13 protein-coding genes are annotated in these 16,178 nt (G+C 70.5%); 8 read left to right on the top strand and 5 right to left on the bottom strand.

The window, feature by feature from the left end; all coding sequences use genetic code 11:
- Window positions 1-102 precede the first annotated feature (102 nt).
- Genes EAO79_RS13655 through EAO79_RS13640 form a run of 4 tightly spaced genes read left to right on the top strand, consistent with a single transcriptional unit; the run spans window position 103 to window position 4,287 of the window.
- Complete coding sequence (locus EAO79_RS13655; protein ID WP_124769323.1) at window positions 103-1,239, top strand: glycosyltransferase; 1,137 nt, start codon at window positions 103-105, stop codon at window positions 1,237-1,239.
- Complete coding sequence (locus EAO79_RS13650; protein ID WP_124769322.1) at window positions 1,236-2,378, top strand: glycosyltransferase; 1,143 nt, start codon at window positions 1,236-1,238, stop codon at window positions 2,376-2,378. The genes EAO79_RS13655 and EAO79_RS13650 overlap by 4 nt, the downstream gene beginning before the upstream one ends.
- 44 nt (window positions 2,379-2,422) lie before the next feature.
- Window positions 2,423-3,409: a glycosyltransferase gene (locus tag EAO79_RS13645; protein WP_241160887.1), complete on the top strand. Its 987-nt coding sequence runs from the start codon at window positions 2,423-2,425 to the stop codon at window positions 3,407-3,409.
- The gene (locus EAO79_RS13640) at window positions 3,406-4,287 is read left to right on the top strand and encodes a glycosyltransferase family 2 protein (protein WP_206428238.1); all 882 of its coding nucleotides are present in this window, start codon (window positions 3,406-3,408) and stop codon (window positions 4,285-4,287) included. Before EAO79_RS13645 ends, EAO79_RS13640 begins: the two co-directional genes overlap by 4 nt.
- On the opposite strand, the gene EAO79_RS13635 is transcribed toward EAO79_RS13640, so the two are convergent.
- Genes EAO79_RS13635 through EAO79_RS13625 form a run of 3 tightly spaced genes read right to left on the bottom strand, consistent with a single transcriptional unit; the run spans window position 4,218 to window position 7,800 of the window.
- Complete coding sequence (locus tag EAO79_RS13635; protein ID WP_164486947.1) at window positions 4,218-5,438, bottom strand: glycosyltransferase family 4 protein; 1,221 nt, start codon at window positions 5,436-5,438, stop codon at window positions 4,218-4,220. The two genes, EAO79_RS13640 and EAO79_RS13635, sit on opposite strands and share 70 nt — an antisense overlap.
- Window positions 5,435-7,123 carry an ATP-grasp fold amidoligase family protein gene (locus tag EAO79_RS19415; protein ID WP_241160886.1) on the bottom strand — a complete coding sequence of 563 codons (1,689 nt, stop codon included), beginning with the start codon at window positions 7,121-7,123 and terminating at the stop codon, window positions 5,435-5,437. Before EAO79_RS19415 ends, EAO79_RS13635 begins: the two co-directional genes overlap by 4 nt.
- The gene (locus EAO79_RS13625; protein ID WP_079706308.1) at window positions 7,120-7,800 is read right to left on the bottom strand and encodes a triacylglycerol lipase; all 681 of its coding nucleotides are present in this window, start codon (window positions 7,798-7,800) and stop codon (window positions 7,120-7,122) included. Before EAO79_RS13625 ends, EAO79_RS19415 begins: the two co-directional genes overlap by 4 nt.
- 248 nt (window positions 7,801-8,048) lie before the next feature.
- Between EAO79_RS13625 and EAO79_RS13620 the strand changes: the two genes are divergently transcribed.
- The 4 genes from EAO79_RS13620 to EAO79_RS13605 all read left to right on the top strand — a co-directional run bounded on the left by EAO79_RS13620 (window position 8,049) and on the right by EAO79_RS13605 (window position 14,222).
- On the top strand, window positions 8,049-9,596 hold the full coding sequence (locus tag EAO79_RS13620; protein WP_164486946.1) for a DUF3375 domain-containing protein: 1,548 nt from the start codon (window positions 8,049-8,051) through the stop codon (window positions 9,594-9,596).
- 1 nt (window position 9,597) lies between these two features.
- Window positions 9,598-10,449, top strand: a complete 852-nt coding sequence (locus tag EAO79_RS13615; RefSeq protein ID WP_124769318.1) for a DUF4194 domain-containing protein — start codon at window positions 9,598-9,600, stop codon at window positions 10,447-10,449.
- Window positions 10,446-13,826, top strand: a complete 3,381-nt coding sequence (locus EAO79_RS13610) for an ATP-binding protein (RefSeq protein ID WP_124769317.1) — start codon at window positions 10,446-10,448, stop codon at window positions 13,824-13,826. Before EAO79_RS13615 ends, EAO79_RS13610 begins: the two co-directional genes overlap by 4 nt.
- 72 nt (window positions 13,827-13,898) lie before the next feature.
- Window positions 13,899-14,222, top strand: coding sequence for a hypothetical protein (locus tag EAO79_RS13605; RefSeq protein WP_124769316.1), 324 nt, complete (start codon window positions 13,899-13,901; stop codon window positions 14,220-14,222).
- Window positions 14,223-14,241: 19 nt separating this feature from the next.
- On the opposite strand, the gene EAO79_RS13600 is transcribed toward EAO79_RS13605, so the two are convergent.
- Together EAO79_RS13600 and EAO79_RS13595 are read right to left on the bottom strand one after the other, a co-directional pair.
- The gene (locus EAO79_RS13600) at window positions 14,242-14,787 is read right to left on the bottom strand and encodes a type II toxin-antitoxin system PemK/MazF family toxin (RefSeq protein ID WP_241160884.1); all 546 of its coding nucleotides are present in this window, start codon (window positions 14,785-14,787) and stop codon (window positions 14,242-14,244) included.
- A gap of 98 nt (window positions 14,788-14,885) precedes the next feature.
- Window positions 14,886-16,115 (bottom strand): ammonium transporter, encoded by a 1,230-nt coding sequence (locus EAO79_RS13595; protein WP_064293796.1) that lies wholly within the window; start codon window positions 16,113-16,115, stop codon window positions 14,886-14,888.
- Window positions 16,116-16,178 lie beyond the last annotated feature (63 nt).

Genomic DNA, 16,178 nt, shown 5'->3' with positions numbered 1-16,178 from the left:
CGCGGGCACTCTCGTCATCGGACCTATGTTCGGAGGACGGCGCCCGTATCGTGCCGACCCGTCCGCGCGTCTCGCGCCCGCATCCGTACAGGGGATCCCGCCATGCAGTCGACCGTGATGTCGCACGCCACCGATCGAGCTGCCGACCCGGCATCTCGTCCGATCCGCGTCGTCTCGATCCCGGCCGCGCACCCCTACGTCGGCCGCATCACCGCCTCGCCCGACATCGACGTGCTGAGCGATCCACCGGTCGACGGAGCGCCATCGGGCGTCTGGTGGCCGCCCGCCGCCCTCGATCCGGGCTGGATCCACGACCACGCCGTCGATGCCGACGTGCTGCACGTCCACTTCGGGACGGAGTCGTTCCCACCCGGACACGTGACCGCGTGCATCGAGGCAGCGCACCAGGTCGGCTGGTCGGTCGTGTACACGGTGCACGATCTTGAACACCCGCAGCTCGACAACCAGGCCGCTTATGACCGGCAGCTCGACGAGCTCGTCCGTGGAGCAGACGCCCTGATCACCCTGACCCCTGGCGCCGCCGCCGGCATCCGGGAACGTTGGGGCCGCGACGCCGTCGTCATCCCGCACCCGTCGCTCCTGTCGGATGACGTCACGGTTCCGCTCGTATCGCCGTCGGCGGAGACGCGGGTCGGCGTCCACCTGAAGGACCTGCGCCCCAATGTCGACGCGGTCGGTGCCGTCACCACCCTCATCGACGCGGTCGAACGCCTCCGCCGCCGTGGAGCGGACGTCGTCGCAGAGGTCCGGATGCACCATGCGGTCCGCGATCCGGAGGCACGCGAGGCCGTCCGACGGCTTGTCAGCAGCTCGGAAGCCGCGCTGCTCATCGAGCACGAGCGTCTCGACGACCTCGGACTCGCCATCGCACTCAGCCGCCTGGACGTCTGTCTCCTCCCCTACCGGCACGGCACGCACTCGGGTTGGCTCGAACTCTGCTGGGATCTCGGCGTGTCCGTCGCCGTCCCGTCCGGAGTCGGGGCGTACCTCGATCAGCATCCCGACGACACCGTCTCCGCTTACGACCTCGGGGACGGAGCATCACTCGAGCATCTCATCGGCGCGCTGCTCGATGCGGACGGCACGACCCGTGCCGGCTCCTCCGACCGGATCGCGGCCGTCGCCGCGCGCCGCTCCCGGCGCGACGTCGACGACGCCGTCAGCGCAGCAGCACACGCCGAGCTGTACCGCCGCGTCGTCGCCGAGCGCGCCTCGTGACGGCCGGTCCACGACTGCGCGTCGTCGTCATCGCCCCGCTGCGCTTCCCCATCCGTCGCCCGCACGCCGGCGGGCTCGAATCCGCCGTGTGGTCGGAGGTCAACGCACTGCGCGCACGAGGTCACGAGGTGACGTTCATCGGCGTCCGGGGGTCTGACTTCGTCGAGCGCGGCAGCGTCTTCGAACTGCCGGAGTTGCGGTGGCCGCGCTGGTCCTCCCCCGACGACGAGCGGTATCCCCCCGGTCACCTGACCCGATCCGTCCCGGCATTGCGCCGCGCGCTCGAGGCGATCGCCGCTCGGCCAGGGCGGTACGACGTCGTGTCCAACCACTGCCTGGACGCGCTCCCGGTGGAACTGGCACCTGAGCTGGGCGTCCCCATGATCACCACCCTGCACACGCCGGTCGACGAGGCCGTCGCCGCTGCCGCGAACCGGGCCGGTTCCGACGGCAGCCGGTTCCTGGCGGTGAGCGAGTTCACGAAGCGCACCTGGGCGACGGCCGGTGTCGAGTCCGAGGTGCTCCTGAACGGCATCGATCCGGATGCCTGGCGGGCAGGCCGAGGCGGTGACGACCTCGTGTGGTTCGGACGGGTCGTCGCGGAGAAGGCTCCGCACCTCGCGGTCGACGTCGCCCGTCGACTGGGGCGACGGCTCGTCATCGCCGGTCGCGTGGGCGATCCGGTGTACGCCGAGCGCGTGCTGTCGCCGCTGCTGGGACGTGACGTCCGACATGTCGGGCCGCTCGACCCGACGCGACTCGCCACGCTCGTGGGGCGGAGCGCGGCAGCGGTCTCGACGCCGGCATGGGCCGAGCCGTTCGGTCTCGTCGCACCGGAGGCGCTGATGACCGGGACCCCGGTGGTCAGCTTCGCCGTCGGCGGCGTGCCCGAGATCGCCCAGGCGAGCGTCGGTATGCAGGTCGTCGCACCAGGAGACCTGGCGGCCATGGCGGACCGAGTGGACGGGTTGATCCGGCAGTCGGAGCTCGACCGGGGGTTCCGCGCCTCGATCCGGGCATCCGCCCTCGCGCGGTTCTCGCTCGACGCCAGGGTGGGCCGGCTCGAGGAGCACTTCGCCGCGCTCCTCGGCGACTCGCCCGTGCTCGGTTCCGGTCGCGTCGACGAGTTCAGCTCGTGAGGCCCCGCATCGGTTGGTACGTGCATCACCACGGACGGGGGCACGTGACGCGTCTGCTCGCCGTCGCACCCCACCTCGACGCCGACATCGTCTGCTTCAGCTCGTTCCCGGCGCCGATGGGACTCCCCTCGAACTGTTCCTGGGTGGTGCTCGACCGGGATGACGACGTGCCGGAAGGTGCGTCTCCCCCGGACGACTGCGATCCGACCGCGGAGGGGCTGCTGCACTGGGCGCCGCTCGGTCACGCCGGTCACCGTGCTCGTCTTGCGACCATCGCCGCCGCCCTCGCGCAGCAGCAGATGGACGCGATGGTGGTGGACGTCTCCGTCGAGGTGGTGCTCCTCGCACGCCTGCTCGGCGTCCCCACCGTCGTCATGGCACAGCCGGGCCACCGCGACGACGAACCGCACGCGCTCGCCTTCCGCGCGGCGTCGACGATCATCGCCCCATGGCCTCACGGTGTGCTGCAGCTGGAGCACCTCCATCCCGTACGGGACAAGGTGGTGTACACCGGCGGTATCAGTCGCTTCGAGGGTCGCGAGCGGACTGCCGTCGAAGCCGGGCGCAGCGGGGTGCTCCTCCTCGCCGGGGCCGGCGGCTCCTCGGTGTCGCAGGAAGCCGTGGAGGAGGCCGCCCACGCCAGCGGTCGCGACTGGACCTCGCTCGGCGCCGGTGCCGGGTCCGTCTGGACCGACGACCCGTGGGACGCGCTCTGCCGGGCGGAGGTGGTGGTGTCATGGGCCGGTCAGAACGCGATCGCCGATCTCGCTGCGGCTGGCGTCACGGCGGTCGTGGTCCCGCAGGAACGCCCCTTCGACGAGCAGGTGTCCACCGCACGTGCACTCGAGGCGAACGAGCTGGCGGTCGTGCGGTCGTCCTGGCCAGACGCCACAGACTGGAAGGGCATCCTCGACCGGGCCTCGGAGCTCCGGCCCGACTGGTCTCGTTGGCAGGTTGCGGGTGCCGCCCGACGAGCAGCGGAGGCTATCGAAGCGGTCGCGGCCGGCGATCCTGCAGGGGGTGGGCGATGAGGACGTCTGTCGTGACCCTGTGCTCTCGCCCCCGACTCGGACACCTCGAACGGCAGCTCGAGGCCGTCGGGGCGTCCATACCGACCTCGGGCGACGCGGTGGAGCGACTCGTCGTGTGGATCGGCGACGACGCACCCCCGACCCTCGACGCGGAGCTGACGGTCCACCTTCCACCGGGGTCCGACGGACTCCGTCTCGCGGCAGGCCGGAACGCCGGTGCAGCGCTCGCCATCGACCGTGGTGCAGACCTCATCGTGTTCCTCGACGCGGACTGCGTCCCCGGGCCGGCCCTGCTCGACCGATACCGTGAGGCGTCCGATCGCCACCCGGGCGCCGTCCTCTGCGGCCCGGTGACCTACCTGCAGCCAGGCGTGGACGTCACCGACCGCCGCGCATTGGCGGCGGCGACGGCACCGCATGCGGCGAGACCGAACCCGGACGACGGCGCGGAGCGCGTCGCCTCCGAGGACGAGTACCCGCTGTTCTGGTCGTTGTCCTTCGCGACGAGTGCGTCGACCTGGTCCCGGAGCGGAGGCTTCGACGAGGGGTACGAAGGGTACGGCGGAGAGGACACCGACTTCGCGTTCACCCTGAGCGCGTCGCGGACACCCCTCGTGTGGGTCGGAGGCGCGCACGCCTACCACCAGCACCACGAGACGCAGCGCCCGCCCTGGCAGCACTTCGACGACATCCTCCGGAACGGCGCGCGGTTCGCCGACCGGTGGGGAACCTGGCCGATGACCGGTTGGCTGGAGGCGTTCGCTCAGGCTGGTGCAGTCCGACGGATCGGCGACGACTGGGTCCGGGTTCAGCCGACCGGCCCGAGCAGTCCGTCGACTGCGGCCACCAGCGCCGCGGCGACAGGCTCCGGCGCGTAACGATCGACGGACGCACGTGCGGTCGCGGCCCGCGTCAGGGCGTCCGACGGGGCGTCCAGCACCTCTCGTAGTGCTCCCGTGAGGGCTCCGTGGTCTCCCGGCGGCACCATGAGACAGTCGACGCCGTCCGTGCAGAAGTCGTCGTACCCGCTCTCGGTGGTGACGACCAGCGGGGTCCCGATCGTCTTCACCTCGAGCGCGACGTTGCCGAACCCCTCCCAGCGCGAGGGGCACATGACCACCGTCGCAGCTCCGACGGCCCGATAGAGCTCCGCTCCCGCCACATGCCCGAGCCACACGACCCGGTCCCGTACCGACTCGGGCAGGATGGACAGCAGCGCCGTCAGGTCCGGTTCGAACCGCCGGTCACCGCTGGAACCGGCGAGGACGAGTCGGGCATCGGGCTTCTGCCGGACGAGCAACGCGAAGGCCTGAAACGCCTCCACGACACCCTTCCGCCGCTCGAGCCGGCCGAGGAAGAGCACGACCGGTTCCGCCCCGGTCGGCCACTGAGCCGGCAGCCCGGCGGTCGACGCGGCAACGCGGACGGCGTCGACGTCGATGCAGTTGCGCACGACGGCGGCCGGCGGCAGGGCGCCGAGCAGGTCCTTCGTGCGCGCGAGCATCGCGGTCGAGATCGCGACGAGCGCAGCAGACCGTCGGATCTGTCGGGTCTCGAGCGCGTCCTGGACGATCACCGCGATGCGCCCTGCGACCGGCAGGTCACTGAGGCGGAGTCCCGAGACGAGGTTGGAGAGACGAATGCTCGTGGCGAGGTTCGTCACGAGGGGCGTCGAACGCGGCAGCGCCGATCCGAGGGCGCTCCACTCGGGCAGGAAGATCCGATCGTACGAACCGCGTCGGAACACCCGGCGGACGGTTCGGGCGCCGAGGAGCATCCTGAGGACGCGTGGTGATCGACTGCCGTGCCGTACGGCGTCGATGAGACGGACGCCGTCGATGTCCGCGCCGACGGGCAGCTCGTCGTCCGAGCACACGACGAGGTCGATCTCGACTCCCGAGCGGACGAGGGCGGGAAGGAGCGCGGCGTAGTGCCGTCCGATCCCGCCCGTGTAGCTCGTGAGCCCCGCATACTCGGTCGCGGCCACGAGCCAGCGCTGCCGTCGTGGACCACGCGGGACGTCACTCACCGGTATCGCCTCGGCACCGTCCACCAGGAACCGAACTCCGCGTTGTACCGCTCCGGGTCGAACGGACTCTCGCCACCGGCGGGGTAGCTCGTCAGCTCGCCGAACACGATGCGGTCGCCGAGGTCGTACAGGTCCACGCGGACGAAGTCGGTGCCAGCGGCCAGGCGCTCGGCCAGGTCGATCATCTCGTCGAGCCGTTCGGGCGCCGACGGTTCCGGGTCGGCCCACGCGGGCCCACCGCTGAGTGGCAGGTGCCGCCAATCCGGGAGGAAGAAGTCCTGGGTCCGGCGTCCGAACCTGCCGGCGTCGAGCTGGATGTACCGGCAGCGCCCGTGGAAGACGAAGAACTTGAGGTCGTCGGGGATCCCGCCGTCCGGTCCCTCCAGCAGTTCCTCGACGATGATCCTGCGCGGCACCCGTCCGTACACCCACTCGCGGTTCGGTCCCTGACCGTACAACTGAGACACCCAGCCGCTCGCGAGTTCGACGAGTCGATCGCGATCAACCGTCTCCGGTCGGACATGCCGGTACTCCCAGCTCCCCGCGTCGGTCGGCAGACGGGCGTCGGGGCGGGCGGACGACGAGACGACGATCGCCGCCCCGCTGCCGTGAGTCGGCTTGACGACGTAGGACCCCGGGAGCTCCAGGTCCCGCAACTCACGCGGATCGTCGAGGATCCCGTACACGCGCGGGAGGACGTGCTGGCCGATGCGCGAAGCGACGAGATTTCGTACGGCGGCCTTGTCCGCAAAGGTGACGATCAGCGGACGACGGTCGCGGAGCATCTTGTACCGGACCTTCTCCCGGAACGTCGCCGGTCGGCGCGTCCGCCAGAGCCGGACGGCGCGTACCAGCCGGCTCCGCTCTCGCCAGGGCACTGTCCGCGGCGCGCTCGTCGCATCGGGGAGGACGGCGCGCAGGCGGCGGCTGCGATGGAACCATCGGACGGCGGGCAGCTCCTCGGGCCAGTGCACACGCAAGGTGGTCCAGCCCCGACGCATCCGGAGGGCGAGCGAACCGGCATCGGTGAACGGGCGCATCGAGATCCCCATCCCGAGCGACCGGTCGTAGCGCACGCGTCGGTGGAGACCCAGGTGTGTCGACACGTCCAGATCGTCGTGCAGCTCCGCATCCTCGCGGTGCACCGTCTCGGCGATCTGGTCCCACGTCGCGCGCCGGATCGCACAGTTGGACCCGAAGATCGGGACCTGGGCGAGGGCGGCTCCGACGAAGAGCCGGTACGCCCCGAGGTAGAGGCCGGCGAGCGGTGCACGGAGCAGGCGCGGACCGTCGATGAAGACGGCGGGCCCGGTGAGTGCCGCAAGCTCCGGATCGGTCGCGAACGCCTCGGTGATCCTGGTCACCCAGTCCGGTGGCGGCACGCAGTCCGCGTCGAGTCTCGCCACGACCGTCGCGGTCGCGTGGTCGAAGCCGGCTGCGTTCGCCGCGGGGATGCCGGGCATCGGCTCATCGATGAGGACCGCGTCGTACCGCTCCGCGATGGCCTCGACCTCGGCGCGATCGCGGCTGCCGTTGTCGACGACGATGATCGATGCGGGTCCGGTGTGCTGCGCGCGCAGTGAGCGCAGACAGCGGCGCAGGAGCGCGGCGTCGTCCTTCACCGGAACGACCACGTCCACGGTCACGAGCGGGTAGGCCGCGGTCTCGAGCGTCTCGACCGTCATGCGTCTCGCCCATCCGCCAGCAGCTGTGCCTCAGCGAACACCCGCGGGTGGGCGAGGATCCGGAAGTGTCCGCCGGTGTCGAGTTCCACGTTCTTGGCGCCGTCGAGTCGACTGCCGCCCGGGATGTGCGGATCGAAGCGCCCGTAGACCGAGACGATCCGCGGATTGACGGTCGCCTCTCGGGAGAGCGCGAGGATCGTCGGGTCGTCGGGGGTGAAGATGCGCAGGCTCGGGAGGAGCATGAGCCTCGCGTACCGCGATCCGGCGAACGGCGCCGCGACGGCGAGCATCCCGGCGATCCGGGCTCCACCGCCGCCGAGCGACATGACGTACTTGCCGACGAGCCCGCCCTTGCTGTGCGCGAGGAGGACGACGTCGCCGAGCCCGTTCGCCTCGAGGTAGTCGGCGACGAGTCGTGCCGCCACCGGGACAGAGCGGTCGTTGCGTCCGAGCGGGTCGATCACGTGTACCGGGTGTCCGTCGTCGTGGAGTCGGCGGATGAGCGGCTCGAGGAACCGCCAGGTCTCGTAGACGCCCGGAAGGACGACGATCGGTGACCGGTCGCCGGACAGGAAGTCGTGCGGGTCGGTGCGGCTGACGAAGGCCCGGACCTGCCAGACGAGTGCGTAGGTGTAGTCGCGCGCCCACCACCCGAGGGTCCGCAGCGTCGAACGGATCACCGACGATCCCCGTTCGCGCGGCTCAACCGTCTCCTCGCAGGACCTCGGGGCATCGCTCTGTTCCCATGTCCTCACCGTAACCGGACCACCCGGCCAGCCCCTGGACCTTGACAGCGGCCGGACCGGGCCCGGGCGGATCGGGACCGTCGATGCCCGGCGTGGCTCACCACGGGTGCGGTGCGCTGATAATCTGGCAGCTGCGGTGGCCTCGGGGTGTTCGTGTGCCCGGACGATCGAGGAGTGCAGTGGGAGAGATCGACGGAGAGTTCGGCCGCGTCCGGGACGCGCTGGAGCGTCCTGCGATCCGGCTCCTGAGCCGGCCGACGGCACCCGCTGTCGTGGCGATCTTCCGCACCACGTTCGGCCGCGACGTCCAGTTCGTCGCAGCGGACCGCTTCCATCTGCAGGTCGAGGAGTACCTCGGCGAACTCGTGGCTCGCGGTGCGCGGATCCCGGCGGGCGGCGACGAACGCGGTGGCGGACGGACCCTTTGCCGGGAGTGGGTGCACGACCAGTGGCTCGTCCGGACGAGCACCGACGACGGCGAGGAGCAGTACTCGCTCACCTCGCACGCGCTCGAAGCGGTCTCGCTCGTCGACGGCCTCGCACACGACCGCGCCCTCATCAGTGAGTCGCGCCTGACCATGATCCTCGACTCCGTGCGCCGATGGGCGCTGCAGGCCGACCCGGACCGTGACGAGCATCTGCGTCGCATCGACGCGCAGCTCGCCGAGCTCCAGGCGGAACGCGAACGGGTGGCGGCCGGCGGCACCGTCGTCGCGGCGAGCGACGACCGGATGCAGGACGGCTACGCCAACATCGCCGACCTCATCCGCCAGCTCCCGAGCGACTTCCGCCGGGTCGAGGAGTCGGTCATCGCGATGCACCGGCGGATCGTCGAGGACTTCCGGAACGACACCCGTCCGATCGGCGAGATCCTCGACGACTACCTCCGGCGCACCGACGAGCTGATGACGGCGACGGCCGAGGGTCGGGCCTTCGAGGGCGCTTTCGAGCTCCTCCGCAACGACGATCTGCTCCAGGACCTCAAGCGCGACCTCTCCACGATCCTCGACCACCCCTTCTCCGCCAGGCTCGGGCCCGCGGAGCTCCGTGGCTTCCGGGGTGCCGTCGGGATCATCCGACAGGGGATCGACGACGTCCTCGCGCAGCGTCGGCGGCTCACCGCGACGCTCCGCGACCACATCGTGCATCACGACGTCGTGCAGGACCGCGAACTCGACACGACCCTGCGAGCACTGAACCAGCGCCTCGGCATCTGGATGCGGACCGCGGGACCACGCGCCACCGTCGACCTGCCGCTCCTCCCGGAGACCATCGACATCGAGCACCTGCGCGAGCGGTTCTACGATCCGGACGTCGAGGTCGCTCCGCCGCCGATCGCGACGGCCGTCGAACGGACCGACGGCGCGGTGATGTCGCTCGACACCCTCCGATCGCAGGGCGGCCCGCTCCTCGACGAGCTCCGGGCCGGACTCCTCGATGCGGTGACCTCCGGTGCCGAGGACGCCCATGTGGCGTTCTCCGGGCTCGATCCGGAACTCCGACGACCGGTGGAGCTGTTCGGCCTCGTCCACCTCATGACCCAGCTGGGCACGTATGACGAGCAGGCACCGCGCCGTCGCTACGAGACGGTCCGTCCGGATGGGACGACCACCGCGTTCGAACTCCCGGCCTTCCCGCTCGGTGAGGCCGGTGTCGCAGCGCTGACGCGGGCCACGACGACCACGACCACTGCTCCGGCCGACCAGGCCGGGCGCGGAACGGAATGACATGACCTCCGAGACGGATCCCACCGCGACGGCGACGACCGACCCGACGTCGGACGACCTGACGACGGACGGACTCGACGCCTTCGCACCCGCCGAGGCGCCGGTCGCCGGCCCGGACGACGACTCGTTCGCCCTCTTCGAAGGGGACGAGGGACGCCTCGACGCCGCTCAACGTCGTGCGCTGGTCGCTCTGCTGAAGCACCGCTACGTCAGCCCCGCGCTCCAGCCGGCCGAGTGGCGGACGGTCCTCGAGTCCGAGTCGCTGCTCCGGTCCCGCCTCAACGAGCTGTTCCTGGAGCTCGAGGTGGACCGCTCGGCCGAGGTCGCCTTCAAGCGTCAGGCGGGCTCGGAGAGCGGGCGGCGTCCCTTCCCGACCCTGCTGCACGACACCAGCTACAGCCGCGAGGAGACGATCCTGCTCGTCTACCTGCGGACGCGTCTCCGGACCGAACTGGCCAACGGCGCACGAGCCGCGATCGTCGAACACGACGAGCTGCTCGGCTTCGTCGCGAGCTTCCGCCCCGAGCACGCCACCGACCGCGCCCGTGATGACGGACGCGTCGAACGCGCGATCGACAAGCTGCTGACCGCGCGGGTCCTGCTGCGGACCAGGGACGCCCGCCGCCACCGGATCGCGTCGGTCGTGGAGACGCTCCTCCCCCTCGAGCGCCTCCAGGAGCTCCTGGAGTGGCTCGAAACGCAGACTGCAGCGGTCGATCCGGCCTCGGAGCAGCCGCGACCCGATGCCCACGCGGACTCGGACTCGGACGACGAGCCCGACGGCACCGCAGCCGAGTCGCAGGACTCCGCCGACGACCAGATCCAGCCACAAGCAGCAGAGGACGACCGATGAGCCGCTCCACGGACACCGACACCCTGCTGGACCTCGTCGAGCAGTGGCGTATCGAACGGATGCAGGTCATCAACTGGGGTGGGTTCGACGGGTACCGATCGGTCGACTTCGCCTCCCGCGCGACGCTCATCTCCGGCGCCTCCGGAACCGGGAAGAGCTCGCTCATGGACGCGTACCTCGCGGTCATGATGCCGTCGGACGTGCCGTTCAACGGAGCCTCCAACGACGCGGCGGTCGGACGGGCGCGGAATCCAGACCAGCGCAACCTGCTCACGTATCTCCGCGGCAAGGTCGACTCGGCACGGGACCCGCAGACCGGGGCGATGCGCGACATCAACCTGCGCGGCACGGATCAGCTCACCTGGGGTGCCGTGGCGGTGACGTTCCTCAACGACGACGACCGTCGCTTCACCGTCGTGCGCGCCTACCTCGTCCCCCGACGTGCGCTGCGCACCGGTGACCTGTCGATGACGATGGCGACCGTCGATGGGCCGTTCGAGCTCACGGACCTCGAGGCGTTCGTGCCGAAGCGGTTCGACGCCGGTGAGCTCCAGGGTCGCATCCCCGGATTCGTCGTCCGTGACACCTACGCGGAGCTGTCCTACACCCTGCACACCCGTCTCGGCATCGGTGCCGGAGGCGACGGTGGTCGGGCGATGCGTCTGCTGGCCCGGATCCAGGCAGGACAGCACCTGCCGACGGTCGACGGCCTGTACAAGTCGATGGTGCTGGAGCGTCCGAGCACGTACGACGCGGCCGACCGGGCGCTGTCGCACTTCGAGGCGCTCGACGAGGCGTACCTCGCGATGGAGACCGAGAGCCGTAAGGCTCGGGTGCTCGAGCGGCTCGGTGAGCTGCGTCGCGAATACGAGGACGGGCACCGGGCGGCGGCCGACCTCGAGCGCCTCGGCTTCACCGAGGACGGCACGACACCGTTCACCGTCTGGCGCAGTCGCGCGCACGAGGCACTGCTCGATGAAGCGGTCTCCAGGAACCGGCGGGAGAAGCTCGAGGCCGGGGCCACGCTGGAGGCGGCGCGGGCACGAGCCGCTGCGGCGGGTGTCCGTGTCCGTGAACTCGAGCGTCAGGTGTCGGAGCAGGGCGGGAGCGCGCTGCGGCGTGCCGAGGAACGCCGTGAGGCCGCGGAGGCGACGCACGCCGAGGTGGCACGAGCCAGGTCGCTGTTCGACGAGCGCACCCAGATCCTCGACGATCCGATCGAGGACGAAGCCTCGTTCCGGCGTGCGCTCGGCCGCAGCGAGGACTTCCTCGCCGACGACGACGCCGCGCTCGACGCCATCGAGACCGATCGCGCCCAGCTGCATCGCGAAGCGTTCCCCCTCGAGGAGCGCAACACCGAACTCCGCCGTGAGCTGCAATCGCTTCGCGGCCGTGACGGCGCGGTCCCCGATCGACTCCACCGGGCGAGGCTCGCCCTCGCCGAGGCGGCCGGACTCGATCCCGAACAGCTGCCCTTCGTGGCCGAGCTCATCGACGTCGCTCCCGCATATGCCGCTTGGCGTCCCGCGATCGAGGTCACCCTGCACGGTCTCGCGAGGACCGTCCTCGTCGACGAGGAACACCTCGACACGTTCGGCCGCGCGATCGACGCGGTCCGGATCCCGGTCCGCCTGCAGTTCGAGGGTGTCCCGCTGCGCGAGCCGTCCTCTCCCGATGCAGGCGACCCCGCGTTCATCTCCGGCCGTGTCACGTACCGCACCTCGCCGTTCAGCACGTGGATCGAGCAGCGCGTGAGCTCGGACCGGATCGACGCGCGGTGCGTAGAGTCACCGTCGGAACTGTCGGGTGGCGGGCGCCGCGTGACCGTGAACGGCCAGCTGCGTGACGGCCGCCGCGGCTCCCACGGCGACACGGGCGGTGCACCGATCCTCGGCTTCACCAATGAGGCGCGGATCGCCTCGATCGAGGCGGAGACGGCCGAGATCCGTGGGCGCCTCGAAGTCATCGCCGGCCGACAGGCCGGCATCCAGCAGCGGTTGTCGCGTCGTGAGGCCGAGCGGGCCGCCCACCGGTATCGTCTCGACACCGAGTGGGCCAGGATCGACGTCGCCGGTGCTGCTGCGCATCGCGACGCAGCCGCGGCCGAGCTGGAGCGTCTGCTCGACGCCAGTGACGTCCTGCAGGAGCTCCAGGGCTCGGTGGCGGCCGCCCAACGTGAACTCGACGCCGCCAACGCCGAGCGGTTCCCGGCCGAGGACCGTGTCAGACGCCTCGACGAGGAGCACGGGGTCCTCGTCGATCAGCAGGACGCGGCGACGACGGTCATCGACCGTTTCGAGCGCTCCGAGGTCGAGGAGGTCTCCCCCTCCGACATCGATCGGATCGAAGCCGCCCTCGCGGCGGTGGGCGGTGTGCCGTCACTCGGCGGGTTCGGCGATGCGATGAAGCGGCTCCGCGCCCGGCTCGGCGACGAATTGTCCTCGGCCGTCCGCCAGGCGGAGCAGGCCGCGCTCGCACAGGTGCACGTGTTCGAGCAGTACCAGTCGATCTGGCACGACCCCAACCTCGGCACGACGCTCGAGTCCTACGGCGACTACCGGGCGATCCTCGACGGCATCCTCGGCACCGGTCTCCCCGAGCGCCGCCAGGAGTGGCGCCGCCGGCTGTCCCAGTGGAGCGGTGAGGACCTGGTCCCCCTCAGCAGCGCGTTCGACAGCGCCGTCGAGGAGATCGAGGACCGCCTGGTCCCGGTCAACGACATCCTGCGCGACCTGCCGTTCGGACCGGCGCACGATCGTCTGAAGATCGTCCTCCGCCGGGTGCATCGCGAGGAGGCCTCCGCCTTCCGGCGCGAGCTGCGCGCCCTGTCGAGCGAGGTCACCGCGAACCTCGGCGATGACGAGTTGGAGGCCCGGTTCCAGCGGCTCCGCCGGTTCATGGAGTCGATGCGCGACACGGGTGCCGGGTCCCAGTCGACCCGCGACCAGGTGCTCGACGTGCGCCGTCACGTCGAGATCACCGCCGTGCGGTACGACACGTCTGGTCAGGATGTCAGCGTCTACTCCTCGCTCGGCGACAAGAGCGGTGGCGAGACCCAGGAGCTCGTCGCGTTCATCGTCGGCGCTGCCCTGCGCTACCAGCTCGGCGACGAGGACCGCCCGCGTCCGAGGTTCGCGCCTGTGCTGCTCGACGAGGGCTTCATCAAGGCGGACTCGGAGTTCGCCGGCCGTGCGGTGGTCGCCTGGCTGCGGCTCGGCTTCCAGCTCGTGATCGGGGCCCCGCTCGACAAGGTGACGGCACTCGAGCCCTATATGGACCGGCTCCTGTCGATCCGGAAGGATCCGGAGACCCGACACGCCTGGGTCGCCGAGATCGAACGGTCGGCTCCGGTCGAGCCGCTCGAACGCGTCGGATAGCGTCTGATCCGTCGATCACACCCGGCCACGGTGTGACTTGACACAACACTCATTCGAACATATGTTCGAATCATGTCCGATCGGCCCGCTTCCCCGCCGATCCGCATCGGCGAGGCCGAGTGGATCGTGATGCGGGAGGTGCCCGACCGGCCGGCCGGTCTGGTGAAGTACTTCGCGCCGAGCGGCGCACCGGCCTACTTCCGCTGCGTCACCTGGGCACCGCGGTCGGAGGACCGTCGGTTGATCGGTCGGTTCGCGACGCTCGCCGAGGCGGAGCGTGCCGTGCCGGGTGGACGACGGTCCGCCGCACCGGCCACTCCCCGGTCCGCGGACGCCTGGGAGCGCGGGCAGGCGCCGTGGGACGCAGCGCCGCGACGGAGCGACCGGTACGCCTGAGCGACCGGTCGCAGGTCGGTCAGCGCCACCCGTACCGCGAACGGAGCCCGGCGGCGACGCGGTCGAAGCGATCACGCGGGACCTGAGTCGCCTCCCGTCGCATCCCGTCGGGGTGCACGCGGAAGACGCGGTCGAGGTTCGCCCAACTCGGACGGCCGGCACTGTCCCATCCTCCGGTGCCGAGCGGCACGAACTCACCGTCCTGCGAATGATCCTTGCTCGTCAGCTGCACCGCCAGTACCCAGCCTCCGGTCGAGCGCGCCACGATGAGCACCGGACGGTCCTTGCCACGTCCGTCGCGCTCCTCGTACGGCACCCAGGTCCAGACGATCTCGCCGGGATCGGGATCGCCGTCGACGGCGGGGGCGTAGTCGATGGACACGGCGCCGACCGCCCGCGGATCGACCTCGACCGTCGCCGTGCCGCCTGAGCGTCCGGGTGAAGCGGCGGTGGTGGTCGGTGGCGTCGCGAGGCCCGCGGTGCGCACCGCACTGGAGGCGGCGCGGGTGGAGGGGCCCAGGAGTGCGTTCGCGACGCGGCGGATGATCGAGGTGAAGGTTGACACGCCGTCACCCTACCGTCCGCGGCTGCCACCCCAGGAAACGACGGACGGGCGCCGCCCTGGTGGACGACGCCCGTTCGGCGAAGCAGAGGCGGTCGAGGTCAGTCGACGAGGGCGTACCCCTCTTCGCCGTGCACGGAGGTGTCGACGCCGGCGATCTCGTCCTCGTTCTTGACGCGGAAGCCGATCGTCTTCTCGATCGCGAAGCCGATGACGAAGGCCACGATGAAGGAGTAGACGAGGACGGCGAAGGCGGCGATGGCCTGGACCGCAAGCTGCTCGATGCCGCCGCCGACGAAGAGGCCGGTCTCGGTCGCGAAGAAGCCGAGGTACAGGGTGCCGATGAGGCCACCGACGAGGTGGATGCCCACGACGTCGAGGGAGTCGTCGAAGCCGAGCTTGAACTTCAGCTCGACGGCGATGGCGCAGACGGCGCCGGCCACGATGCCGAGGAGCAGCGCCCAACCCGGAGTCAGGTTCGCACACGCCGGGGTGATGGCGACGAGACCAGCGACGGCACCGGAGGCGGCGCCCACCGAGGTCGCCTTGCCGTCCTTGAACTTCTCGACGACGATCCAGCCGATGATGGCGGCAGCGGTGGCCCCGACGGTGTTGACGACGATGAGTCCGACGTTCGCGAGCTCGTTCAGCCACTCGGCGCCGGCGTTGAAGCCGAACCAGCCGAACCACAGGATGGCGGCTCCGAGGAGGGTGAGCGGCACGTTGTGCGGCTTCGTGATGCCCTTCTGGAAGCCGATGCGCTTGCCGAGCACCAGGGCGAGGGCGAGTGCTGCGGCTCCGGCGTTGATGTGCACCGCGGTTCCACCCGCGTAGTCGATGACGCCGATGCCGGCATCCTCACCGAACAGCGTGGTGCCGAGGTTCATGATCCAGCCGCCGCCCCAGACCCACGCGGCGATCGGGAAGTACGCGATGGTCGCGAAGAGGCCGGCGAAGATCATCCAGGAGCCGAACTTCGCGCGGTCGGCGATGGCGCCGGAGATCAGCGCGATCGTGATGATCGCGAAGGTGGCGCCATAGGTCGCCCCCACCAGGTCGGTGTTCGCGGTTTCGCCGCTCGCGAGGGCGGTCATCCCGAAGTCGGAGAACGGGTTGCCTGCGAACTCCAGCGGGCTGCCGACGGCCGACATGTTGAAGCCGTAGAGGATCCACAGCACGCTGATCAGGCCCAGTGCGCCGAAGCTCATCATCATCATGCTGACGACGCTCTTCGCCTTCACGAGGCCGCCGTAGAAGAATGCGACGCCGGGGGTCATGAACAGCACCAGAGCGGTTGCCGTGACTCCCCAAGCGATACTGCCTGTATCCATTGGATCTTCCTCACACATCGTGGTCTTGCAACGGGTGCCCGAGATGGTGAGGACTGGCTGAGC

The sequence above is a fragment of the Plantibacter sp. PA-3-X8 genome (assembly GCF_003856975.1).
Lineage (GTDB): Bacteria > Actinomycetota > Actinomycetes > Actinomycetales > Microbacteriaceae > Plantibacter > Plantibacter auratus.
Note: the sequence above shows the minus strand (reverse complement) of the source record. Positions and strands in the feature narration are given on the sequence as shown.

Excerpts from the sequence above, each read along its gene's own strand:
- EAO79_RS19415 (WP_241160886.1), bottom strand. The coding sequence starts at position 7,123 with ATGACGGTCGAGACGCTCGAGACCGCGGCCTACCCGCTCGTGACCGTG.
- EAO79_RS13615 (WP_124769318.1), top strand. The coding sequence starts at position 9,598 with ATGACCTCCGAGACGGATCCCACCGCGACGGCGACGACCGACCCGACG.
- EAO79_RS13595 (WP_064293796.1), bottom strand. The coding sequence starts at position 16,115 with ATGGATACAGGCAGTATCGCTTGGGGAGTCACGGCAACCGCTCTGGTG.
- EAO79_RS13640 (WP_206428238.1), top strand. The coding sequence starts at position 3,406 with ATGAGGACGTCTGTCGTGACCCTGTGCTCTCGCCCCCGACTCGGACAC.
- EAO79_RS13655 (WP_124769323.1), top strand. The coding sequence starts at position 103 with ATGCAGTCGACCGTGATGTCGCACGCCACCGATCGAGCTGCCGACCCG.
- EAO79_RS13610 (WP_124769317.1), top strand. The coding sequence starts at position 10,446 with ATGAGCCGCTCCACGGACACCGACACCCTGCTGGACCTCGTCGAGCAG.
- EAO79_RS13605 (WP_124769316.1), top strand. The coding sequence starts at position 13,899 with ATGTCCGATCGGCCCGCTTCCCCGCCGATCCGCATCGGCGAGGCCGAG.